Annotated in this window: 21 protein-coding genes; 6 read left to right on the top strand and 15 right to left on the bottom strand. The window is 62.4% G+C overall.

The window, feature by feature from the left end; translation table 11 throughout:
* The first annotated feature begins 165 nt into the window (after positions 1-165).
* A complete protein-coding gene (locus tag EV688_RS16905) occupies positions 166-2,031 on the top strand; it encodes a DUF885 domain-containing protein (RefSeq protein ID WP_240624470.1) in 1,866 nt (621 codons plus the stop codon).
* 7 nt (positions 2,032-2,038) lie between these two features.
* Here EV688_RS16905 and EV688_RS16900 read toward each other — a convergent pair whose 3' ends face one another.
* The 11 genes from EV688_RS16900 to miaB all read right to left on the bottom strand — a co-directional run bounded on the left by EV688_RS16900 (position 2,039) and on the right by miaB (position 12,989).
* Positions 2,039-2,245 (bottom strand): DUF2788 domain-containing protein, encoded by a 207-nt coding sequence (locus EV688_RS16900; protein WP_117319652.1) that lies wholly within the window; start codon positions 2,243-2,245, stop codon positions 2,039-2,041.
* Between the two features lie 9 nt (positions 2,246-2,254).
* Positions 2,255-2,692 (bottom strand): OsmC family protein, encoded by a 438-nt coding sequence (locus EV688_RS16895; RefSeq protein WP_117319653.1) that lies wholly within the window; start codon positions 2,690-2,692, stop codon positions 2,255-2,257.
* Positions 2,693-2,794: 102 nt separating this feature from the next.
* The gene (gene imuA / locus EV688_RS16890) at positions 2,795-3,529 is read right to left on the bottom strand and encodes a translesion DNA synthesis-associated protein ImuA (RefSeq protein WP_117319654.1); all 735 of its coding nucleotides are present in this window, start codon (positions 3,527-3,529) and stop codon (positions 2,795-2,797) included.
* Positions 3,530-3,653: 124 nt separating this feature from the next.
* On the bottom strand, positions 3,654-4,679 hold the full coding sequence (gene holA, locus EV688_RS16885; RefSeq protein WP_117319655.1) for a DNA polymerase III subunit delta: 1,026 nt from the start codon (positions 4,677-4,679) through the stop codon (positions 3,654-3,656).
* Positions 4,679-5,197, bottom strand: coding sequence for an LPS-assembly lipoprotein LptE (locus EV688_RS16880; RefSeq protein WP_205686746.1), 519 nt, complete (start codon positions 5,195-5,197; stop codon positions 4,679-4,681). The genes holA and EV688_RS16880 overlap by 1 nt, the downstream gene beginning before the upstream one ends.
* A 2-nt stretch (positions 5,198-5,199) precedes the next feature.
* Complete coding sequence (leuS, locus tag EV688_RS16875; RefSeq protein ID WP_117319668.1) at positions 5,200-7,659, bottom strand: leucine--tRNA ligase; 2,460 nt, start codon at positions 7,657-7,659, stop codon at positions 5,200-5,202.
* Between the two features lie 74 nt (positions 7,660-7,733).
* Positions 7,734-9,212, bottom strand: coding sequence for an apolipoprotein N-acyltransferase (lnt, locus tag EV688_RS16870; protein WP_240624471.1), 1,479 nt, complete (start codon positions 9,210-9,212; stop codon positions 7,734-7,736).
* A gap of 5 nt (positions 9,213-9,217) precedes the next feature.
* On the bottom strand, positions 9,218-10,063 hold the full coding sequence (locus EV688_RS16865; RefSeq protein ID WP_117319657.1) for an HlyC/CorC family transporter: 846 nt from the start codon (positions 10,061-10,063) through the stop codon (positions 9,218-9,220).
* Entirely contained in the window at positions 10,060-10,542 is a 483-nt protein-coding gene (gene ybeY / locus EV688_RS16860; RefSeq protein ID WP_117319658.1) for an rRNA maturation RNase YbeY, read from the bottom strand. Before ybeY ends, EV688_RS16865 begins: the two co-directional genes overlap by 4 nt.
* Positions 10,539-11,567: a PhoH family protein gene (locus EV688_RS16855; RefSeq protein ID WP_420867068.1), complete on the bottom strand. Its 1,029-nt coding sequence runs from the start codon at positions 11,565-11,567 to the stop codon at positions 10,539-10,541. Before EV688_RS16855 ends, ybeY begins: the two co-directional genes overlap by 4 nt.
* Before the next feature lie 63 nt (positions 11,568-11,630).
* A complete protein-coding gene (miaB, locus tag EV688_RS16850; protein ID WP_117319660.1) occupies positions 11,631-12,989 on the bottom strand; it encodes a tRNA (N6-isopentenyl adenosine(37)-C2)-methylthiotransferase MiaB in 1,359 nt (452 codons plus the stop codon).
* A 206-nt stretch (positions 12,990-13,195) separates the two neighbouring features.
* Here miaB and EV688_RS16845 point away from each other — a divergent pair, with 206 nt between their 5' ends.
* Positions 13,196-13,552, top strand: coding sequence for a DUF1820 family protein (locus EV688_RS16845; protein WP_117319661.1), 357 nt, complete (start codon positions 13,196-13,198; stop codon positions 13,550-13,552).
* An 82-nt stretch (positions 13,553-13,634) separates the two neighbouring features.
* Complete coding sequence (gene lon, locus EV688_RS16840; protein WP_117319662.1) at positions 13,635-16,076, top strand: endopeptidase La; 2,442 nt, start codon at positions 13,635-13,637, stop codon at positions 16,074-16,076.
* A 307-nt stretch (positions 16,077-16,383) separates the two neighbouring features.
* Here lon and EV688_RS16835 read toward each other — a convergent pair whose 3' ends face one another.
* Positions 16,384-17,121: a sulfotransferase-like domain-containing protein gene (locus tag EV688_RS16835; RefSeq protein WP_240624472.1), complete on the bottom strand. Its 738-nt coding sequence runs from the start codon at positions 17,119-17,121 to the stop codon at positions 16,384-16,386.
* Positions 17,122-17,126: 5 nt separating this feature from the next.
* Positions 17,127-18,098, bottom strand: coding sequence for an aminotransferase class IV (locus EV688_RS16830; protein ID WP_240624473.1), 972 nt, complete (start codon positions 18,096-18,098; stop codon positions 17,127-17,129).
* An 87-nt stretch (positions 18,099-18,185) separates the two neighbouring features.
* Between EV688_RS16830 and cmoA the strand changes: the two genes are divergently transcribed.
* Positions 18,186-18,920, top strand: a complete 735-nt coding sequence (gene cmoA / locus EV688_RS16825) for a carboxy-S-adenosyl-L-methionine synthase CmoA (RefSeq protein ID WP_117319664.1) — start codon at positions 18,186-18,188, stop codon at positions 18,918-18,920.
* Positions 18,917-19,888 carry a tRNA 5-methoxyuridine(34)/uridine 5-oxyacetic acid(34) synthase CmoB gene (gene cmoB / locus EV688_RS16820; RefSeq protein ID WP_117319665.1) on the top strand — a complete coding sequence of 324 codons (972 nt, stop codon included), beginning with the start codon at positions 18,917-18,919 and terminating at the stop codon, positions 19,886-19,888. The genes cmoA and cmoB overlap by 4 nt, the downstream gene beginning before the upstream one ends.
* A 40-nt stretch (positions 19,889-19,928) precedes the next feature.
* Here cmoB and EV688_RS16815 read toward each other — a convergent pair whose 3' ends face one another.
* Together EV688_RS16815 and rbsK are read right to left on the bottom strand one after the other, a co-directional pair.
* Entirely contained in the window at positions 19,929-20,138 is a 210-nt protein-coding gene (locus EV688_RS16815; RefSeq protein WP_117319666.1) for a hypothetical protein, read from the bottom strand.
* 187 nt (positions 20,139-20,325) lie between these two features.
* On the bottom strand, positions 20,326-21,264 hold the full coding sequence (rbsK, locus tag EV688_RS16810) for a ribokinase (protein ID WP_162884013.1): 939 nt from the start codon (positions 21,262-21,264) through the stop codon (positions 20,326-20,328).
* Positions 21,265-21,361: 97 nt separating this feature from the next.
* Between rbsK and EV688_RS16805 the strand changes: the two genes are divergently transcribed.
* Positions 21,362-22,549: an amino acid aminotransferase gene (locus tag EV688_RS16805; RefSeq protein ID WP_117319671.1), complete on the top strand. Its 1,188-nt coding sequence runs from the start codon at positions 21,362-21,364 to the stop codon at positions 22,547-22,549.
* Positions 22,550-22,637: the final 88 nt, after the last annotated feature.

Here is a 22,637-nt window from a genome sequence, read left to right as displayed (position 1 = left end):
CCTACCCTCCTCACTTTTGGCTCTGAGCTTGGATCACCGTCCTCAGCTTAACCCACGATATTTGAGGACGGGTAGGTCACTACATAATGTCTAGACCACAGCATTGGCATTTTGCGGATCGTTACGCCATTATCCTGTCCGTTATTTATGCTGAGGGAGCCCATCTTGAAACAACAACGTAATGGTTTGCTGGCGTTGGCACTGGCATCTGCCATTGGCCTGACCGCCTGTTCTGGCAAGGACGATAGCGCCACGCCGGGTGCGTCAATGACCGAAACGAGCGGCAACGTGAACCCGACCACGGAGCAGGAGTCCCCTGCCAGCTTTCGCGAGTTTCTGGAGGAAGCCTATGCCGCGGACATGGAGCGCTATCCGCTCACGGCAACCTATCGCGGTATCAAGACCAACAACGACAAGTGGAATCCGGTGTCGGAACCCTTTCAGCAGGAGACGCGTGAGCTGAACCAGGCGCGCCTGCAGCAGCTGGGACAGTTTGATCGCGAACGTCTGAGCCCCAGCGAGCAGCTGTCTTATGATCTGTACAAACTGAATCTGGAACGACAGCTGTCCAGCGACGAATTCCGCCATCATCACTACGTGATTCACCAGTTCCGGGGTCCGCACACGGCGGTTCCCAGCGCGCTGATCAATATTCATCGCATTGCTGACCGTCAGGATGCCGAGGACTATATCGGCCGACTGCGCAACGTGGCGAGGTATTTCGACCAGGTCATTTCGCAAATGGCTATCCGCACGGAGAAAGGCCTGCTGCTGGCAGACTGGCAGTATCCGAAGATGCTGGAGTCGGCGCAGAACGTTATTGCCGGCGCCCCTTACGACGACAGCGATACGGACTCCACGCTGTGGGAGGACTTCAAGGCCAAGGTGGCAGCACTGGACATTGATGACCAGATGCGTCAGGCGCTGCTGGATGAGGCGGAAACCGTCCTGGTGAACGTGGTCAAGCCGGCCTACCAGCGGCTGATTGCGGCGATTGCCCAGCAGGCGCAGGCGGCTTCGGAGGACGACGGCGTGTGGAAATTCCCCGAAGGCGACGCGTTCTATGCTCAGCGCCTGCGCTGGTTTACCACGACCGATCTGAGTGCTGACGAGATTCACAGCATTGGCCTCAGCGAGGTTGAGCGCATTCACGACGAGATGCGCTCGATCATGCAGAAGGTGGGCTTTGAGGGTGATCTGCCGGCGTTCTTTGATTTCATGCGTGAGGATGAACAGTTCTATTATCCGAATACGGATGCCGGCCGCGAGGCCTACCTCACAGAGGCGCGGGCGGCGATCGACGCCATGCGCGAGCGCCTGCCGGATTATTTCGGCCTGCTGCCCGAAGCCGAGCTGGTGGTCAAGCGCGTGGAGGCCTTCCGCGAGCGCTCCGCCGGCAAGGCGTTCTACCAGGCCCCCCCGAAGGACGGTTCGCGCCCCGGCATTTATTACGCCAACCTGTACGATATGGCGGATATGCCGAAATACCAGCTTGAGGCGCTGGCGTTCCACGAGGGTGTGCCGGGACATCACATGCAGCGCGCCATTACCGTGATGCTGGACGATATTCCCGAGTTCCAGAAATACGCGAGTTTCACCGCCTTCACCGAAGGCTGGGGGCTGTATACCGAGGAACTGGCCAAGGATATGGGGTTTTATGAGGACCCCTATTCGGACTTTGGTCGCCTGGCCATGGAGCTGTGGCGTGCCTGTCGCCTGGTGGTCGACACTGGAATACACAGTAAGCGCTGGACCCGCGAGGAGGCCATCGATTACCTGGTGGAAAACACTCCGAACTCACTGGGTGATTCCACCCGGGCAATCGAGCGTTATATCGCCATGCCCGGACAGGCAACGGCCTATCTGATCGGCAAGCTGAAGATCATGGAGATGCGCGAGAAAGCCCGTGTTGCCCTCGGCGAGGATTTCGACATCCGCGATTTCCACGATGAGGTTCTCAAGGACGGTCCGGTGCCCTTGTCCATTCTTGAGAAGAAGGTCGATGCGATGATCGAGAGGCAGGCGGGCTAGTGGGCCACTAGACCCCGCCACTCTCCATCAGGTAGGTAATGACACCCTTGATCAGAAAGCCCAGGATGCCCATTCCCAGGGCGATGAACAGGATCAGGGTGCCGAACTTGCCGGCATTGCTGCGGCGGGCCAGATCCCAGACGATAAAGACCATGAACAGGATCAGTCCGCCAACGCCGATAGTGACCCCGTAGTCGGTCAGCCACGCGTCCATACGAGCACCTCAGCGACTGTGATTGACATGGGTTGTCAGCTGCGGTTCAACGTTCAGTGAATTGGTGATCAGGCAGTTCTCCTCGGCCTTGTGCAGCAGTTTTTCGGCCTTTTCCGGATCTGTGCCTTCTGGCACGGTCAGTGTGGCCACAATGTGCACGGCGGTGAAGCGTGTGACGCGCTCTACGCGATCCAGGGTTCCCTCGGCGCTGCACTCCAGATGGGCCCACTCCAGCTTCGAGGCGCGGGCGATAGCGCGAAACGTCAATATGAAACAGTCGGCGACCGCAGCAACCAGCAGTGATTCCGGCGACCACTGATCACCGGGTCCACCGAATTCAGCGGGTGCTGCGCTGCTGATATCGGGGACATTGGATGCGTTTAACGTAATGCTGCCGGTATCAGCACCATGGGCGCTTGCCGTGTAATGGTGAGGCAAATCCTGCATGTCCAGCTCCCTGTTGATGTACGCCTCCGTTATAACGATAAAGACCGGTGGCCGCCACCCTGAACGGGTGCATGCGTCGTTGCGCCGTCTTGCCTGGCGGAGTCAACGTGCGGCCGGTGCCGCCACAGGGGCCGTACCAGCCGGACTGGCGGGCAGTTCCCACAGCTGCGGTTGACCGGGAATGTCTTCCGCTACCGGCAGTTCCACGGTCAGACCCTGCTTGCCGCCACGTTGCTTCAGCAGCTGGACCTGGCGGTACGCCGTCATCTGCAGGCGCAGGGCGGCAGGCGCATGCTGTTGACCCGTATGTGCAGCGCGAAACAGGACCGACAGGCTGTTGCGGCTGGTGGCCGCCAGCTGCAGCTTGCGCAGTTCGCTGTAGCGATAATCGGTACTGCCCAGCCAGCTGAATACGGCGCTGCAGGTGCTGCTACGCAGCGCCTGCTCGGTGCTCCAGAGGAGGTCCTCGCGACTGCGCGGATGTACCAGTAGCACCTGTCGGGTGTCGATGCCGCGGGCTTCCAGCAGCGGGGCGTAGGGAACGAAAGGCGGCGCAATGAAGACCAGCCACTGTCGCTGTTGTGCGCTGAGACTGGCCATGGCAGGCAGGAACAGGCCCATGGCACCCATTCCCGAGGCGTCGCTGAGCAGTTCGATGCTGTTGCCAAGTGGCCAGCCCTGTCCGCGAAGTGCGGCATCCAGCGTACTGTAGCCGGTAGACAGGTGTTCGCGACCGTGGCTGTCGCTATTGGCCGCCGCGCGGGCGGGGGCGAAATGTTCGGCACGGCCGACCCAGGTGTCCTGGCGGCGCATGACCTGCTCGAGTACGCTGTTCATGATGGCTCTCCTCACAATGACCGTCTGCAGTAACTGTATGGATATACAGTATAGTCGGTTGTGTGGAAGCGCAAGCGTGATGATTTGCCACCTGCCTGAAAAAACGACAGGTTGAGTGGAGGTCTTACCGTACCGGATGCAGGGCGCTACGCCGCGCGATTGCCAGCAGCAGGGTCTCGAGGTGTTGCCAGGCATCGCCCGGACCATAGCCCTTGGCAGCCGCGTCCGCCTGCAGCGCCAGTTGAAGAATCCGCGGCATGCTGCGGCGGTCATGTCGCTCCAGAGCGGCGCCGACTGCCGCCAGGCGCGATTTCCATACCCGATGCTGCTGCAGGGCCTGCTGTGGCCGCATGCCCTGCGCACAGTCTTCTACCAGTGCCTGCAGCAGGCGCAGTTCCCGCGCGATCACCCACATCACGACCGCCAGCTCCACCCCTTCGGCCCGCAGGCCCTGCAGCATGCGCAGGGTGCTGCGGGCATCACCCGCGAGGGCAGTGTCGACCATGCTGAATACGCCAAAGCGCGCACTGCTGAGCACGTTATCAGTGACGCTGTCGACATCGATGTGCGGGTTCTCGCCGAGCAGGGCAAGCTTCTCGATCTCCTGCGCCGCGGCCAGCAGATTGCCCTCGGTGCGTTCTGCCAGGAGTGCCGCCGCCTCGGACGTCAGGGTCAGGCCGGCCGCCGCTGCACGCTGCTGCAGCCAGCGCGGCAGTTCGCCGGGGTTTACCGGCCACAGACTGAGCGTGGCCCCGGCGCTGTCGATGGCGCGGAACCACTTGCTGTTGGCGGCGGTGCGGTCCAGTTTGCCGGCGACAATCAGCAGGGTGTTATCGGGGGAGGGATTATCGAGATAGCGGCAAATTGCCTTGCTGCCCTCGCTTCCCGGTTTTGCGTCCGGCAGCCGCAGTTCCAGCAGCTGCTGCTGCGAGAACAGCGACAGGTTGCTGGCGTGCTGCAGCAGTTCCTGCCAGTCGAAGTCGCGTCCGGCGTCCATGACAATGCGCTCGCTGCAGCCGCGCTCGCGCGCCGCCACGCGGATGCTGTCAGCACACTCCTGCACCAGCAGTGTCTCGTCGCCGCTGACCAGGTAAACCGGTAGCAGCCGCTTTTGCAGATCCCCCCTGAGTTTTTCGGGGTAGATCCGCATCAGCGCTCGCTGGCGGCATAAAAGGAAATACGACGCATGATCTGCTGCGCGAGCTCGGTACGCATCTCGTTGCGCAGAATGCGGATTTCCTCCGCCTTGCCCACCACATTGCGCGGATCGTTCTCCATCTGCTTTGTGATGATGGCGTCGTCCGGTGGCAGCAGGAGCTTGCCGTCGCTGTCGCGCACCGCAAAGCGGGCGCGCAATGTCAGCTCGAACTCTGCCGCCCGTGCCTGGGCGTTGATGGACAGGTTGCGCTGGGTGAAGCGTTCATTGCCCAGCGCAAGCACGTAGGCCGCCTCGTCGGCTGGCAGCCAGCGTATGCCACTGGCGGTAAAGCGCGTTCGCACCACGCGACTGAGTTCGCTGTTCGGGCTGGGGGTGCTCAGGTGCATGGACTGCCAGGCGTCGGGCAGGGAGGAGCCGCCCTCGCCGCCGCGCAGCTGGAAGCCGCAGCCGGCGACGGCAGCAAGCAGCAGGGCCAGTATGCAGAGCGCGAGGCGGTGGTTGCGAGTCACGTTCAGCCCACCACGATATTGACCAGCCTGCCGGGGACGACGATGACCTTGCGCACCGTTTTTTCCTCGATAAACCGCTGGACGTTTTCCTGTGCCAGTGCCGCTGTCTCCGCGCCGTCTCTGTCGATGTCTGCGGGCACGGACATTTTCGCCCGCACCTTGCCGTTCACCTGGACCACCATCTCGATGCTGTCGCGCGCCAGTGCGGATTCATCGACTGTCGGCCAGGCGGCGACCATGGCGTCGCCATCGCCACCCATCATGCGCCACAGATGGTGACAAAGGTGCGGGACGATGGGGCAGAGCATGCGCACAACCGCATCCAGGGCCTCATGGATGACGGCGCGGGACTGATCGCTGTCGGCATCCAGCCGGCCGATATCGTTGCACAGCTCCATGATGGCCGCGATGGCGGTGTTGAAGGTCAGTCGGCGGCCGTAATCGTCGCTGACCTTGGCAATGGTGGCGTGGGTCTTGCGGCGCAGATCGCGCTGCGCATCATTGAGGGCGGCGACGTCCAGTGGCGGTGCCGGCCCGGCTGCCACGTGTCCGGTGACCAGTCGCCACAGGCGCTTGAGAAAGCGATTGGCACCCTCGACGGCGGAATCCGACCACTCCAGCGACTGCTCGGGCGGCGCAGCAAACATGCTGAAAAGGCGCACGGTATCTGCGCCATAGGCGTCGATCAGGGCCTGCGGATCAACGGTATTGCCCTTGGACTTGGACATCTTGGCGCCATCTTTCAGCACCATGCCCTGGGTGAGCAGTCGCGTGAAGGGCTCACTGGAGGTGATCAGGCCCTCGTCGCGCATCAGCTTGTGGAAGAAGCGCGCGTACAGCAGGTGCAGAATGGCGTGCTCGATACCGCCGACATACTGGTCAACCGGCAGCCAGTAGTTGGCGCGATCGCTGTCGAGCATGCCATCTTCATAGTCGGGGCAGGTAAAGCGCGCGTAATACCAGGACGATTCCATGAAAGTGTCGAAGGTGTCTGTCTCGCGCTCGCAGGCGATGCCGTCGAGATCGAACTGGCGCCACTGTGGATCCGACTTCAGGGGCGAGGAAACGCCGTCCATCACCACGTCTTCCGGCAGCAGCGCCGGCAGGCGATCCTCGGGGATGGGAATCTCGCCACCGTCCGGCAGATTGAGCATGGGAATCGGTGAGCCCCAGTAGCGCTGCCGCGACACACCCCAGTCGCGCAACCGATACTGGGTCGTGACCTCGCCGGCGCCCCGCGCTTCCAGCGCTGCAGCGATAGCGTCGAAGGCCGCCTCGAATTCCAGGCCATCGAACTCGCCGGAGTTGATCAGGCGGCCGCGACCGGTATAGCTCTCCCGCGTGATGTCGGGTGCATTGCCGTTGTCGTCGCTGACCACGACACGCAGGGGCAGGCCATAGCGAGTGGCGAACTCCCAGTCGCGCTGGTCGTGGGCCGGTACAGCCATGATGGCGCCCGAGCCGTAGTCCATCAGGACATAGTTGGCGACCCACACCGGCAGCAGATCGCCGGTGAGTGGATGCACGGCCTTCAGGCCGGTGTCCATGCCGCGCTTTTCCTGCTGCGCGAGGTCGGCCTCGGCGACCGAGCCGTGGCGGCACTCGTCAATGAAGGCGGCGAGTGCCGGGTTTTCCTCCGCCATCGCCAGCGACACGGGGTGGCCGGCCGCCAGGCTGAGGTAGGTGGCGCCCATCAGGGTATCCGGGCGTGTGGTGTAGACCTCGAGGCTATCGACGCCGGCTACGGATGACTCGAGATCGAAACGCAGGTTGGCGCCGCGGCTCTTGCCGATCCAGTTGCGCTGCATGGTGCGCACCTGCTCGGGCCAGTGCTCGAGTTTCTCAAGATCATCGAGGAGCTCCTCGGCGTAAGCGGTAATGCGGATAAACCACTGCGGAATATCGCGACGCTCGATGGGCGCCCCCGAGCGCCAGCCGCAGCCGTCGATGACCTGCTCGTTGGCGAGCACGGTCTGGTCAACAGGGTCCCAGTTCACCGTCGACATCTTCTTGTACACCAGGCCCTTTTCATACAGCCGCGTGAAGAACCATTGCTCCCAGCGGTAGTACTCGGGGCGGCAGGTGGCGATTTCCCGCGACCAGTCAAAGCTGAAGCCGAGTGCCTGCAGCTGGCGCCGCATGTCGTCGATATTGGCGTAGGTCCAGGTTGCCGGTGCCGTCCTGTTGGCGATGGCGGCGTTTTCTGCGGGCAGGCCAAAGGCGTCCCAACCCATAGGGTGCAGGACGTTCTTGCCGAGCATGCGCTGGTAGCGCGCAATCACATCTGAAATGGTGTAGTTGCGCACATGCCCCATATGCAGCTTGCCGCTGGGGTAGGGGAACATGGACAGGCAGTAGAATTTCTCGCGCGTGAAGTCGTCGCTGGCGGCGAAGCTGTCATTTTCCTGCCAGAACCTCTGCGCCTGGCGTTCAAGGTCTTGCGGATCGTATTGCTCTTGCATGCCGTAGGTCACTGAAAAGCGGCGATGTTATCACCAATCCACAGGGGTCGCGATCATTCGTCGGTTTGCGCGTGCTATCGACCGTTGCGCCACAGCGTGAGGTAAGCCAGAGCCATGAGTGCCAGAAGCGACGCACACGCAATAATCACAGGCATCGGACCGAAGCTGGTAAACGGTGTGTGCCCCAGCATAACCTCCGCGGTGCCCGTCAGCGTGGTTTCCACGAACTGCTCGGTCTGCGCCGTGATCTTGCCGCGGTGGTCGATGATGGCGGAGACGCCATTGTTGGTGCCGCGCAGCAGGTAGCGGCCATTCTCGAGCGCGCGCATTCGCGCCATCTGCAGGTGCTGCAGCGGCCCGATGGAGGCGCCAAACCAGGTGTCATTGCTGACGGTGACGAGGAGTTCCGCACGGCGGGCGGCCCGGGCCACGAGGCCGGGATAAACGATCTCGTAACAGATATAGGGGGCCACGCGGTGGCTACCCGCGCGCAGTGGCGGCTGGTCGGGCGGACCGCTGCTGAAGCTGGACATCGGCATGTCGAAGAAGGCGATCACCCCGCGCAGCCAGTCTTCCAGGGGAACGTACTCGCCGAAAGGGACCAGTCGCTGCTTGTGGTACATGCCCTCGCCGAGACCGATAGCGACAATGCTGTTGCGATAGGCGCCGGCATCATCCCGGGACGGGACGCCCGTGATCAGGGTGGAGTCGGTCAGGCTTGCACGGCGTGCCATGGGGTCAAGGAAGTCGCGGGCATTTTCGTAGATGCGGGGAATCGCCGACTCCGGCCAGAGCACGATGTCCTTGCCGAACATCGGGCGCACGGCGCGCTCGTACTGCTGCAGAATGGTGTCGTAATAGCGTCGGTCCCATTTCAGTTCCTGCGGGATATTCGGCTGGTACAGCGCGACGCTGAGCGGCGCCTCGCTCGCAGGCACGACCCACTCGATCGGTCGCAGGACCAGACCGCCTACCCAGATAGTCACGACGATGCCGGCATAGGTCACGAGCGACGCGGCACCGCGGCTGCGCCAGGCCAGGAACAGGCAGCTGGCGGTGAGTGCGGTGAAAAAGCTCAGACCATAGACGCCGGCGATCGGCGCCCATCCGGCGATCCAGGTGTCGATATGCGCGTAGCCGAGATAGAGCCACGGGAAGCCGGTCAGCAACCAGCTGCGCAGCCACTCGAACAGGACCCAGAGTGCCGGGAAGCCGATCAGCATGCCACCGGGCAAGCCGCGCACCCAGCGCACGTAAAGACCGGCAAAAAGGGCTGGCAACAGCGCGAGACCGGCGCAGAACACAACCGTGAGCAGGGTCGCCAGCGCGATACTTGCCTGCCCGTAGACGTGGATGCTGACGTAAACCCAGGAGGCGCCGGTCCCGAACAGTCCCAGGCCGAACAGCCAGCCGCGCCAGATGGCAGCGCCGGTGCCGCAGGTGCACAGGAAATAGCCGAACAGGGCGCAGCCGGCAATGCCCGCTGGCCAAAGACCGAAAGGCGCGAAAGAAAGGGTCAGCAGCGCCCCGGCGAGGGGCATCAGCAAGAGCAAGACATCTAGTCCCTGATGGGGCGCATGCGCAGGCTGTGGATCTTGCGCTGATCGGCGTTGATGATCTTGAATTCGAAATCGTCAATGCGCGTGGTTTCGTTGCGTGCGGGCATGTGTCCGAAAGCGTGAATCACGAGGCCGCCAATGGTGTCGAATTCCTCGTCGCTGAAGTCGGTCTTGAAGTAGTCATTGAAATCTTCGATCGGCGTCAGTGCCTTGATGAAGAACTCGTCATCGCTGATGCGGCGGATATGCTGGTCTTCCTCGATATCCGTCTCGTCCTCGATTTCGCCGACAATCTCCTCCAGCACATCCTCGATGGTGACCAGTCCAGCCACGCCGCCGTATTCGTCAATGACGATCGCCATGTGGTTACGGTTCTCGCGGAATTCGCGCAGCAGAACGTTGAGCCGCTTGCTTTCCGGAACAACCACCGTCTGGCGCAGCAGCTCGCGGATGTCAAAATCCGCATTGTCCTTTTTCAGGATCTGCGGGAGCAGGTCCTTGGCCAGCAGAATGCCGAGGATATCATCCGGATTGTCGCCGATCACCGGGTAGCGTGAGTGCGCCGAGCGGATGATCTGCGGCAGGATCTCCTCCAGCGTTGACTCTGACTTGATGACCACCATCTGCGCCCGGGGAATCATGATGTCCCGGGCCTGCATGTCGGCAACCTGCATGGCGCCCTGGATGATGCTGCGGGCGTCCTCGTCGATGACTTCATTATCCGCGGCCACACTCAGGACATCTTCCAGGTCCTTGCGGCTGCGGGGCTCGGAAGAGAACAGCTGTCCTATTTTGCTCAGCCAGGAACGCTCGTCCTGATCCTGGTTGTTGCGCTCGTCACTCACGACGCGAAACGCTCCTTTTCGAGAGAAAACGTATAGGGGCAGGGCAGTCCGAGCGCAGCGAGAATACGCGTCTCCAGCGACTCCATGATCTCGGCGTCTGCCATTTCGATATGATCATAGCCCAGCAGATGCAGGCAGCCGTGGACCGTCATGTGCGCCCAGTGGCTATCTGCCGGCTTCCCCTGCTCGCGGGCCTCGCGCAGCACCACGGGGGCGCAGATGACGATATCGCCGAGCAGGGGCAGTTCGAGGCCCGGCGGCAGATCCGCGGGGAAGGAAAGCACGTTGGTGGCGCCATCGCGCTGGCGATAGCGATGGTTCAGCGCCGCCATTTCGGCCTCGTCCGTCAGGCGCAGGGATATCTCGGCATCGCGGGCGTGGCCCGCTTCACCCAGGGCGCAGTCCAGCCAGCGGCGTAACTCGGATTCCTCCGGCGCCGGATCGGAGCAGGCCGCCTGGACATCCAGCGTGAGAGTCATCGGCGGGTGTTGTCGATGGCCGTGGTGCGGGCATCGTGGCTGTCATAGGCCTCGACTACGCGCTGCACCAGCGGATGACGGACAACATCCTTGTTGGCGAAATAGGTAAAGCCGATGCCCTCGACATCCTCGAGGATGTTCGCCGCGTGGGTCAGGCCCGACTGGGCGCCGCGGGGCAGGTCGATCTGGGTGGCGTCGCCGGTGATGACGGCGGTGGAACCGAACCCGATGCGCGTCAGGAACATCTTCATCTGCTCCCGCGTGGTGTTCTGCGCTTCATCGAGAATGATGAACGCGTTGTTCAGTGTGCGACCGCGCATGAATGCCAGCGGTGCGACCTCGATAACGCTGCGCTCGATATACTTGTTGACCGTCTCGAAACCAAGCATTTCGTACAGGGCGTCGTACAGCGGCCGCAGATAGGGGTCTATTTTCTGGCTCAGGTCGCCGGGCAGAAAGCCCAGCTTTTCGCCGGCTTCCACCGCCGGACGCACCAGCAGGATGCGGCGGACCTTTTCTTCCAGCAGTGCCTCTACCGCGCAGGCCACCGCCAGGTAGGTCTTGCCGGTACCGGCGGGGCCGATGCCAAAATTGATGTCCGTATTCTTGATGGTGCGCACATAGCCCTGCTGATTGCGGCCCCGGGGCTTGACCGACGCACGCCGTGTACGAATGACCTGGAGCGCCTCCACGGAGGAGGGTTGCGCACCCTGGGGTTCGTCATCCTGCCCGTCCACGCCGGCATGCTGCAGCTGCAGGTGCAGGGACTCAGGCGTCAGTCCAACCCCCTGACAGACTTCGCTATACACATGCTGCAGGAGGTCGGCGCAGGATTGAACGGCAGCCTGACTCCCTGTCAACACGAAAAGATTGCCGCGCGCCGCGATGGAAACACGCAAACGTGTCTCTATTTGCCGCAAATGGGCGTCGAACTGGCCACACAGTACGGCCAGGCACGTCGCGTCATTCGGTTCCAGGGTGAGGCTTTGCTGAACGGATTCAGTGTGTGGGGTGTCTGTAGTCAAAATGTCCAGGCGTGTTCGCCTTCGCTGAATGGAATTTTAAGAATATACGGGATTCCCGCGCAGTCAACCATGCGATGCGTGCATTGGTGGGGCCAGCGGCAGCAGCGTGCCCCGCAGAGAGTTCGGCAGGGCTTCGTCGATGGTCACCCTGGCGAACTCGCCAACCAGGCCCATGTCCGTGCAGGAGAAATTCACCACGCGATTGTTTTCCGTGCGGCCCTGCAATTGGCCAGGGTCCTTGCGCGACACACCGGTGACCAGCACCGTCTCCACGCCGCCGACCATGCGCCGGCTGATGGCCTGTGCCTGCTGGCTGATGCGGGCCTGCAGGGCACTGAGACGGGCTTTTTTCACGTCTTCCGGCGTGTTGTCCGGCAGCTCTGCCGCCGGTGTGCCGGGTCGGGCACTGTAGATGAAGCTGAAGGACGTATCAAAGCCGATGTCATCGATCAGCTTCATGGTGGCCTCGAAGTCGGCGTCGGTCTCACCGGGGAAGCCGATAATGAAATCCGAGGAGATGCTGATGGCCGGGCGGATGCGGCGCAGGCGGCGGATACGGGACTTGTACTCCAGCGCGGTGTGATTGCGCTTCATGGCCGCGAGAATCCGGTCGGAGCCGCTCTGTACCGGCAGGTGCAGGTGATCCACCAGCGCCGGAATCTCGGCGTAGACATCAATCAGCGCGTCGGAGAACTCCATGGGATGCGAGGTGGTATAGCGGATGCGGTCGATGCCGGGGATGCGCGACACGTAGCCGAGAAGCTCCGCAAAATCGACGGTCTCGCCCAGGTGATTGTCGCCGCGATAGGCGTTGACGTTCTGCCCGAGCAGATTGACCTCGCGCACGCCCTTGTCGGCGAGCTGGCTGACTTCCAGGATCACGTCGTCGAGGGGACGCGAGACTTCCTCGCCACGAGTGTAGGGCACCACGCAGAAGCTGCAGTATTTGCTGCAGCCCTCCATGATGGAGACAAAGGCGGTGGGACCGTCCACGCTGGGCTCGGGCAGGCGGTCGAACTTCTCGATTTCCGGGAAGCTGACGTCGACGACGAGCGTGCCGCCAGGGCCGCGCTGGTCCATCATCTCGGGCAGACGGTGCAGGGTCTGTGGGCCGAACACGAGGTCGACATAGGGTGCGCGGCGACCGATTTCGGCGCCCTCCTGGCTGGCGACACAGCCGCCGACACCGATAATGAGGTCCGGGTTCTTCTGCTTCAGGTGCTTCCATCGGCCGAGCTGGTGAAACACCTTTTCCTGGGCCTTCTCCCGTATGGAGCAGGTGTTCAGCAGCAGGACGTCGGCTTCGTCCGGATTGTCGGTGGTTTCCAGACCGTGACTGTCGCGCAGCAGATCCTGCATGCGCGCAGAATCATACTCATTCATCTGGCAACCGTGTGTCTTGACGTAAAGCTTCCTGGCCACTGTCTGTTCCTGGGCGCTGTGCCCGTTACGGCTTCTGAATCGAAAGGGGCATGGATTGTACAGATCCCGGCGAGGCAGGAATACCCCGCAGGCGCCATCCTGCTGTCTTTTTCAGTGCCCGGTGGTACCATGGCGCCCCTCGCAGGACCGTGACCGAGACAACTGTCTGCACAGTTCTACCCGTGCTACCTACTTTCCGGATCATTATGGCTAACAACCCCGTCTACAAGGTCATTTTCCACAACGGCAATGCCGTGGTCGAGCTGTTCGCGCGCCAGATCTACCAGAGCGACATGTGGGGCTTCATCGAGATTGAGGAGTTTGTCTTCGGCGAGCGCTCCCAGATTGTTGTGGACCCGGGCGAGGAAAAGCTGAAGAACGAGTTTGCCGGTGTCACGCGTAGCTACATACCGCTGCAGTCCGTGATTCGCATCGATGAGGTCGACAAGGAAGGCACGGCGAAAATCTCCGAAGTGAAGCCGCGCGAGGGAAATGTGGCGGCGTTTCCGTTTCCGCCGGGGCGATCCGGTCCCGGTGGTGGGCAGCACGGGATGGACGACTGACGCCGCCGCGTCGCTGCCTGTTGCTTGAAATCGGCTATCAACAGCCCCACCTCTGCTGTTTTGTGGCGGAAAAGTGTCAGACATGAGCAATCAGCACGATGACAGGCGGGCGCGGGAAGACCTGGCAGCCGAAAACGACAGGCAGGACAGCCAGAATTCGCCGGCGGTGGCCGATGAGGTACTTCCTGAAACGCTGCATCTGATACCCGTGCCCAACCGGCCCTTCTTTCCCGGGCAGGTGCAGCCGGTGGCAATCAACAGCGACGAGTGGGAGTCGACGCTCAAAGCCGTGGGGCAGTCGGGTAATGGCCTGCTCGGTCTGGCCTTCGTTGAGGGTGCCACGCCAGGAGAGATTACCACGCGGCAGTTCCCGGCCATGGGCTGCGTTGTGCGCCTGCACCGACCGCCGATGATGGCGGAAAATCCGGGACACTTCCTTGCCCAGGGGCTGCGCCGCTTCCGCATTGTCCGCTGGCTGTCAGACCAGCCGCCGTACCGTGTGCAGGTGGAGTACCCGCGGGCTCAGGAGGATCGTGAGAGCGATGAGGTCAAGGCCTATGCCATGGCCATCATCAAGGCGATCAGGGAGCTGCTGCCGCTGAACCCGCTGTACAGCGAGGAGCTCAAGCAGTATCTCGCCAACTTCAATCCCAATCAGCCGAGCCTGCTGGCAGATTTTTCCGCGGCACTCACAACGGCGTCGGGGGAGAATCTTCAGGAAATCCTCGACACGCTGCCCCTGCAGTCGCGTATGCAGAAAGTGCTCAACCTGCTGCGCAAGGAGCGCGAGGTGGCGGAGCTGCAGGGCAAGATCAGCGATCAGGTGAACGAGAAGGTCTCCACCCAGCAGCGCGAGTTCTTCCTGCGCGAGCAGATGAAGGTGATACAGAAAGAGCTGGGGATCTCCAAGGACGATCGCACGTCAGACGCGGAGATGTTCGAGCAGCGGCTCGAGGGGCTAACCCTGCCGGACGCTGTGCAGCAGCGTATTGACGATGAGCTGCACAAGCTTGGTGTCCTGGAGCCGGGTTCTCCCGAATACGGCGTGACCCGCAATTACCTGGACTGGGCGACATCCGTGCCCTGGGGTCGCCTTTCCGACGACAACCTCGACCTCGAGAACGCGAGCAAGGTGCTGGACGCCGAACATGACGGTCTCGAGGATGTGAAGTCGCGTATTCTCGAATTTCTCGCCGTAGGTGCCTTCAAGGGCGAAATTGCCGGCTCCATTCTGCTGCTGGTAGGGCCCCCCGGGGTCGGCAAGACCAGTATCGGACGCTCGGTGGCCACCGCACTGGGGCGCGAGTTCTACCGCTTCAGTCTCGGTGGCATGCGCGACGAGGCGGAAATCAAGGGCCACCGGCGCACGTATATCGGCGCCATGCCTGGCAAGTTCGTGCAGGCTCTGAAGGAGGTGAAAGTCTCCAATCCGGTGATCATGCTCGACGAGATCGACAAGATCGGCGCTTCTTTCCAGGGCGATCCCGCGTCCGCGCTGCTCGAGGTGCTGGATCCCGAACAGAACGTGGAATTCCTCGACCACTACCTCGACCTGCGTGTGGATCTGTCCAAGGTGTTGTTTATCTGCACCGCCAATCAGCTCGACAGCATCCCCGGGCCACTGCTGGATCGGATGGAAACCCTGCGTCTGGCCGGTTACATCGCCGAGGAGAAGCTGGCGATCGCACGCAACCATCTCTGGCCGAAACAGCTTGAGCGACACGGTATCAAGCCCGTACAGCTGAAGATCAACGACGCAGCGCTGAAATACGTGATCGAATCCTACTGCCGCGAAGCGGGGGTGCGCTCGCTGGAAAAGCAGCTGGCGCGGATCATGCGAAAGTCCATCCGTCAGTTGCTCGACGGCGACAGGAATACCCGCCTGCGCGTGGGCAAAAAGGATATCGAAGACTTTCTCGGCAAACCGATCTTCACCCAGGAAAAGCCGCAGCGCGGCGTGGGTGTGGTCACGGGGCTGGCGTGGACCGCGATGGGTGGCGTCACGCTGGCCGTGGAGTCGTCGCAGGTGCACACGCTCAACCGCGGCTTCAAGCAGACCGGCAGCCTCGGTGACGTGATGAAGGAGTCAGCGGAGATTGCCTACAGTCACGTCACCGCACACCTGAAGGACTACGGCTGTGATGCGGATTTCTTCGAAACCAGCATGGTGCACCTGCACGTTCCCGAAGGGGCGACCCCGAAGGATGGACCGAGCGCCGGCATCACCATGGCCACGGCACTGGTGTCCCTGGCGCGCAACCAGCGTATCCGCCGCCACCTCGCCATGACCGGCGAACTGACCTTGACCGGACAGGTGCTCGCCGTCGGCGGCATTCGCGAGAAGGTGATTGCAGCGCGTCGCAGCAAGGTGATGGAGCTGATTCTGCCGCAGGCGAACAAGCGCGACTTCGACGAGCTGCCGGATTACCTGCGCGACGGGATGACGGTGCATTTTGCGCGAACATTCCGGGAGGTGTTTGAGTGTGTGTTTGGGGAGCATCGGCGGGAGGGGTCTTTGCACTGATCCGGGGTTTGTGCTCCGTAGGCCGCGTTTTCTCCGCGGGGGTGCAGGGTGGTGCAGACACGCCGTGAACCCGTCCGTGGGGGCTCAGGCGAGCCATCCATGGCTCGCATGGTCTGCACCACCCTGCACCCCCGCGAAAAACGCTCTTTCGGTGGTACCTTACGGCGGCGTACAAGCGGTAACCCTGTGAAGGGGTGGTGAGAGATTTTCGGCGTTTGCGACCGCTTGGCGGGCGTTTTATACCCCCGCGGTGCGAATCCAGGACACAAGGTCGCGAACCCGCCAGACCGCGGCCCCGAAGCACGACTCACTCCGGCCGGATCACCTCCTCCAGCATCTCCGCATAAATCTCCTCCGCCTCAAGACACAGCGCCTCATACCTCGCCGGCACCTCCGCCGGCGCCGCGTGGGATTCCGGTTCGGAAAACCCGGTCGACGCCTCCACCGAGGCATACCAGTGCGGCGCCCAGACGCCGTCGCTGTCCCGGGGTCCTGCGGGCCAATGCAGCATTTCGTCCCGGAAGGGAATATCGATGCGTTCGCAAAGCTGCCGCAGCACGCCCTCCGGATCCTGCAGCGTCAGCGCCGAATCGATCACCGGCGGTGCTTTGCCGAGGCGATCACGTACGCGGCGGAACAGCATGATCTGCTGCGGGAAGCCGAGTTCATCCCTGTCGAACTCCGGCACCACCTTCGCGAAGGAGGCGATCATGCGGCGCGGCTCGCGGATCAGGAAGCAGTTGGTGAGTTCGTCCATGAAGGAAAGATCCATCTCCGGAAGCATGTGCTTGGTCATGTGCTTCTGGTAATACACGGCGGCGTCCATGTCCGGCGCGCCCTGGGTCAATGCGCGGGCGACGCTGCGCCAGTCGCGGTCCATGGCGGCGATGATCTCGTCGCGCCCCGGGTGGTCGATGCCCGTTCGCGACAGGTAGTAACCGTAGAAGGGCTCGTCGACCACGCAGGTATCGGGTCGGTTCTCGAAGGATCGCATCATGGCCGTACTGATGTTGCGCGGCCCGGACCACATGGCTATGCGCTGCACGGCGCTCAGCTCTGGCGTGGGTGGCTGGCGCCGGGTCCGGCAATATAGGCCTTCACCGTGTCGCGATAGCCCTGCTGCAACCGCTTCAGGAAAGGTCGGTCATTGGCGTCGCCGATGTCGCGGCCATCCACCTCGGAGACCGGGACCAGTCCGGCGAAGGTGCCGGTCACGAAGGCTTCCTGGGCGTTGTAGACATCGGTCAGGGTGAAATTCCTTTCGTGCACCGGGATATCCAGTGAGCGCGCTATCTCCAGGACCTTGCCGCGGGTGATGCCGTCGAGGCAGTAGTCGCCGGTGGAGGTCCACAGCTCGTTGCGGCGGATGATGAAGAAGTGGGTGGAATTGCAGGTGGCCACGAAGCCGTGAGGGTCGAGCATGAGCGCCTCGTCGTGACCGCTCTTGGCGGCGGCAATGCAGGCGGTGATGCAGTTGAGCTTGGAGTGGGTATTCAGCGTCGGGTCCTGTACGTCCGAGTAGCCCCGGCGCACGTGCACGGTGAACAGACGCACGCCTTTCTTTGCGGTTTCCGGCTTGCTCTCCTTGAATTCGGGAATGATCACCACCGTGGGTGGCGTGATGGTCATGCGCGGGTCCTGATAGGGCGTGGCCTTGGTGCCGCGGGACACCATGAGTCGGATGTGCACGCCGTCGTGCATGTCGTTCGCCGCCAGCAGGGCATAGAGACGTCGGGTGAGCGCCTCGCGATCGAAGTCAGGCAGAAAGTCGAGGGTCTTCATGCCCTCGAACAGGCGCTCCAGATGCCGCTCGAGAAACAGCACAGTGCCGGCCTCGACGCGGATACCTTCCCAGACGCCATCGCCGAGAATAAAGCCGGAGTCGAAGACGGAAATCTTTGCCGCATCGCGATGAAAATGCTCGCCATTGATATCGATGAGTATGTTGGCGTTGCGCTCGTCCTGAACGTATTCATGGGTGCCTTTCATGCTGTCTCCGTCCCCGGGCAGAAAAGCCCACATGTTATCATTTCCCCCTGCCCCGATAATGCGTTTCGGGTGGGGACGCGCGTGAATCCATTGTGCAGATGAGAGCAGCAGGCCAGAGCCGTGAGTGAGCCACGAGACACCATTTTTGCCGACCCCCTGGGAGAGACCAACCCGTTCCGCTTTGATGCTGACGTCGCGCGGGTTTTCCCCGACATGATACGTCGCTCGGTGCCGGGCTATACCACGGTGGTGTCGATGTCCGGCCTGCTGGCGGGTCGTTACGCGACGGCGGGGAGCAATCTGTACGATCTCGGTTGTTCGCTGGGTGCGTCGACGCTGGCCATGCGTCAGAACGTGCGCGCAGCGGACTGCTGCATTATCGCGGTGGATAATGCCGCGGCAATGCTGGATCGCTGCCGTTCGGTGATCGACAGTGATACCCACGACACGCGCGTGGAACTCGTGCAGGCAGATATCGCGGATATCCCGATTGTCGATGCCTCGGTGGTGGTGCTCAATTTCACGCTGCAGTTCATTCCGCTGGCGCAGCGAGGAGACGTCATACAGCGCATCTACCGGGGGCTTCGCCCGGGCGGGATTCTGGTGCTGTCGGAGAAGGTGACCTTTGCCGATCCACAGCTGGATGCCCTGAATATTGATCTGCACCACCAGTTCAAGCGCGAGCACGGCTACAGCGATCTGGAAATCGCCCGCAAGCGCAATGCCATCGACAATGTCCTGATCCCTGAAACCCTCGACACCCACCGCAAGAGAGCCCGCGCGGCGGGCTTTGATTCCTGCGATGTCTGGTTCCAGTGTTTCAACTTCGCGTCGCTGATTGCGCTCAAAGCGTGAGCCTTTCGTCCCTGGTCAACGCCTGGCGCGATACGCCGCTGGCGCCCTGGGCCGAGCGACTGCCGGCACAGGTCGAGCGCGGCCTGTCGCCACAGCGCTACGGCGATCTGCCGCGCTGGCAGGCGGCGCTGGGTTCACTGCCTGCCATTGCGGTCGATCGCGTCAACCTCGACCGTCCCGCTGTCGGCGCGACAGCCGCACAGCCGGTTTCCGATGCACTGCGTGCCTCCCTGCAGGCCGCGCTTCAGGGCCTCCACCCCTGGCGCAAGGGGCCGTTCGATCTGTTCGGTGTTTACATTGACGCCGAGTGGCGATCGGACTGGAAGTGGGACCGCATAGCGGGTGAGATTGCGCCGCTCGCCGGTCGGCGGGTTCTGGATGTGGGCTGTGGCAGCGGTTACCACGGCTGGCGGATGCTGGGCGCCGGTGCGGCTGAAGTCATTGGCATCGACCCGACGCCGCTGTTCGTGCTGCAGTTCCGCGCTATCCAGCACTATCTCCAGCAACCGGGCATCCACGTGCTGCCGCTGGCCATGCAGGACGTTCCGCCGGGGCTGCGGGCCTTCGATACGGTCTTTTCCATGGGCATTCTCTATCACCGCCGGTCGCCGCTGGACCATCTGCTGGACCTGCGTGACAGCCTGCGCGCGGGCGGTGAGCTGGTGCTGGAGACGCTGGTGATCGAGGGTGGTGAGGGGGCGACGCTGGTGCCTTCCGGACGCTATGCGCGAATGGGCAACGTCTGGTTCCTGCCGAGTCCGGCAACCCTGCTGGGATGGCTGCGCAAGCTGAAGTTCCGCGAGCCACGGCTGGTGGATGTGTCGGTGACGTCGACCGACGAACAGCGTGGCACGGAATGGATGCGATTCCACTCGCTGGCGGATTTTCTCGATCCCGCCGACAGGTCGCGTACCATAGAAGGCTACCCCGCGCCGCGGCGGGCCGTGGTCATTGCGAAAGCGCCGTGATCAGATGCCGGCCGCCGCATGACGCGCGGCGGTCGTCTGCTCAGTTGGCGCTGCGAATGAGCTGGTAGTCCTCGCTGGTAAAGCGCTGCCGGCGCACATCCACCGGCGACTCCAGCTGCGCGAAGTGGCTCTCGCAGTCCGGTGTGTCGCTGGATTTTCTTGCCTTGCGAAACTTGATGCTGCGCACGAAATCGACAAAGGTCTTGCCAGATGTGGCGGTGCTTTTTCCGCCTGCTTTTTTCGGTGCCATGATGGATCAGTTTTTTGGTGTATGTCCCTAGAATATAACGCAGATTGTCAAGAGTTTCGCGTAAAAACGTCCCAAAATCCGTGTGACTTTGTGACATTCGCATGGCGAAAACATGCCGCTGGGATCCGGCTACGGCACCGGAATCCGGTCGTGGCCCCGAGCAAGCGGGTCCCGCCTGCCCTGAGTTTCAATGACGGCGCTCTGCCAGAAAGTGCCGGATGTCGTCGTGCCGGGGAATGCTGCTCTGTGCGCCGAACTGTTGCACGGCAATTGCGGCAGCCGCCTGGGCGAAGGGTAGGGCGTCGGCGAGATCCTCTCCCGTCGCGAGTCTGGCCACGATACAGCCATTGAACACGTCCCCGGCAGCGGTGGTATCCAGTGCGTTCACCGCAAAGGCGGGCCGGTGACAGGTGCTGACCTGGCCCGCCGGTGACTGTCGCGACAGTGTCACGCCTGCACTGCCGCGGGTAATGATCACATCTTTGACGCCCCTGGCGTGGAGCGCGAGTGCAGCGGCTTCGGCATCGCTGTCATTTTCAATGGCGATGCCGGTCAGGTATTCGGCCTCTGTCTCGTTTGGCGTGATCAGGTCGACCATCGGGAGCAACGCGGCCGGCAGGTCGCAGGCCGGTGCCGGATTAAGCACGCTGTAGCAGTGGTGACGGCGCGCTGTTTCAAGCGCTGCCTGCACGGTTTCCAGAGGGGTCTCGAGCTGCAGCAGTACGGCGGCAGCGCCGTCAAACAGCGATTCTGCGCTGCCGATGTCGGCGGGCGTCAGCAGGGCGTTGGCGCCCGGTGCCACGGCAATACAGTTTTCGCCGTCCGCCGCGACGAGTATCTGCGCTACCCCGGACGGCGCCGCACTATCGCGTCGACAGCCCGAGATGTCGATGCCCTCCGCGGCGAGTGCAGCCAGTGCCTCATCGCCCAGGGTGTCGGCACCGAAGCAGCCGACAAAGGACACGTCGCCGCCGGCGCGGGCGGCGGCAATGGCCTGATTGGCGCCTTTGCCACCGCCGCTGGTGCTGAACTCACCGCCTAGCAGGGTCTCCCCGGGACGCGGCAGCCGGTCGAGACGAATAATCATGTCGGTGTTGGAGGAACCGGCGACCAGAATGCGTGTCATGGGGTATCGCTCATGTGTCGGGAGAGCCTCTATTGTGCAGTATCTGGACGAATGCGCTATTCTTGCACGCCCCGTTGAAGTTGAAGGATACGACACCATGCTGGACGCTCTGCAACGTCTTCCCGATGACCCGATCCTCGGTCTGGCGGCGATCTGTCGCGAGGACAGCAACCCGAACAAGGTGGATCTGACTGTCGGCATCTATATGGATGAAAGCGGCGTCTGCCCGGTATTCCAGGCCATTCAGCAGGCACAGCGGACACTCGTGGAAGAGGAGACGACCAAGGCCTATCTGCCCCCGGCGGGGGATGCGGATTTCAACCGCGGCATGCGGGCGCTGGTGTTCGGCGGCGATAGCGACGCCCTTGCGGCGGGACGCGTTTCCAGTATTCAGGCCCCCGGTGGCTGTGGTGCGCTGCGCATTGGCGCAGAGGTGGCATACGCGGCGAAGCCCGATGCGCGGGTGTGGATCAGCGACCCCACGTGGCCGGTGCACCTCCCGCTGATTGGCAGTGTGGGACTGGAGTTCTCCAAATACCGTTACTACGATGCAGTATCCCATGGCGTGGATTTCGACGGCATGGTCGAGGACCTGAAGCAGGCAGGCAAGGATGATCTGGTGCTGCTGCACGGCTGCTGCCACAACCCCTGTGGGGCGGATCTGTCGCTGGACCAGTGGCAGGTCATTGCCGACATGGCCGAGCATCAGGGCTTTATTCCGTTCATCGATATCGCGTACCAGGGGCTTGGCAGTGGCCTTGACGAAGACGCCGCGGGCCTGCGCCTGCTGGCCTCGCGCCTGCCCGAGATGATTGTCGCCGCGTCCTGCTCCAAGAACATGGGTCTCTACCGCGAGCGCACCGGCTGCGCCATGTTCCTGTGTGAATCCGCGGACAACGCCGACGCTATTCTCAGTCAGGCCAAGGTGGCGGCACGCCGTCTCTACTCCATGCCCCCGGCGCACGGCGCCATTCTTGCGGGCAAGGTGCTCAGCGATGAGCAACTGGGCCGTATCTGGCGCGAGGAGCTGCTGGCAATGTGTGAGCGCATCAATGGCCTGCGCTCACAGCTTGTGGACAGCCTGCAGGCGAGCACCGGTCGCGACTTCGATTTCATTCGCCGCGAAAACGGCATGTTCTCGTTTCTCGGCCTGAGCGAGGCGAACGTGAGACAGCTGCGCGAGGAGCACAGCGTCTACATGCTCGGTTCGTCACGCATCAACGTGGCGGGGGTCAATGCGAGCAATATTGACTACCTGTCGAAAGCCATCGCCGCGGTGCTCTAGACATTATGTAGTGACCTACCCGTCCTCAAATATCGTGGGTTAAGCTGAGGACGGTGATCCAAGCTCAGAGCCAAAAGTGAGGAGGGTA

The organism is Chromatocurvus halotolerans, from assembly GCF_004340525.1.
GTDB lineage: Bacteria > Pseudomonadota > Gammaproteobacteria > Pseudomonadales > Halieaceae > Chromatocurvus > Chromatocurvus halotolerans.
The sequence above is the reverse complement of the archived record's forward strand: the minus strand, read 5'-3'. Positions and strand labels throughout refer to the sequence as shown.

Coding starts and splice junctions, on each gene's coding strand:
- EV688_RS16900 (WP_117319652.1), bottom strand. CDS start 2,245: ATGGACGCGTGGCTGACCGACTACGGGGTCACTATCGGCGTTGGCGGA.
- EV688_RS16895 (WP_117319653.1), bottom strand. CDS start 2,692: ATGCAGGATTTGCCTCACCATTACACGGCAAGCGCCCATGGTGCTGAT.
- imuA (WP_117319654.1), bottom strand. CDS start 3,529: ATGAACAGCGTACTCGAGCAGGTCATGCGCCGCCAGGACACCTGGGTC.
- holA (WP_117319655.1), bottom strand. CDS start 4,679: ATGCGGATCTACCCCGAAAAACTCAGGGGGGATCTGCAAAAGCGGCTG.
- leuS (WP_117319668.1), bottom strand. CDS start 7,659: ATGCAAGAGCAATACGATCCGCAAGACCTTGAACGCCAGGCGCAGAGG.
- ybeY (WP_117319658.1), bottom strand. CDS start 10,542: ATGACTCTCACGCTGGATGTCCAGGCGGCCTGCTCCGATCCGGCGCCG.
- EV688_RS16845 (WP_117319661.1), top strand. CDS start 13,196: ATGGCTAACAACCCCGTCTACAAGGTCATTTTCCACAACGGCAATGCC.
- lon (WP_117319662.1), top strand. CDS start 13,635: ATGAGCAATCAGCACGATGACAGGCGGGCGCGGGAAGACCTGGCAGCC.
- EV688_RS16830 (WP_240624473.1), bottom strand. CDS start 18,098: ATGTGGGCTTTTCTGCCCGGGGACGGAGACAGCATGAAAGGCACCCAT.
- EV688_RS16815 (WP_117319666.1), bottom strand. CDS start 20,138: ATGGCACCGAAAAAAGCAGGCGGAAAAAGCACCGCCACATCTGGCAAG.
- rbsK (WP_162884013.1), bottom strand. CDS start 21,264: ATGACACGCATTCTGGTCGCCGGTTCCTCCAACACCGACATGATTATT.
- EV688_RS16805 (WP_117319671.1), top strand. CDS start 21,362: ATGCTGGACGCTCTGCAACGTCTTCCCGATGACCCGATCCTCGGTCTG.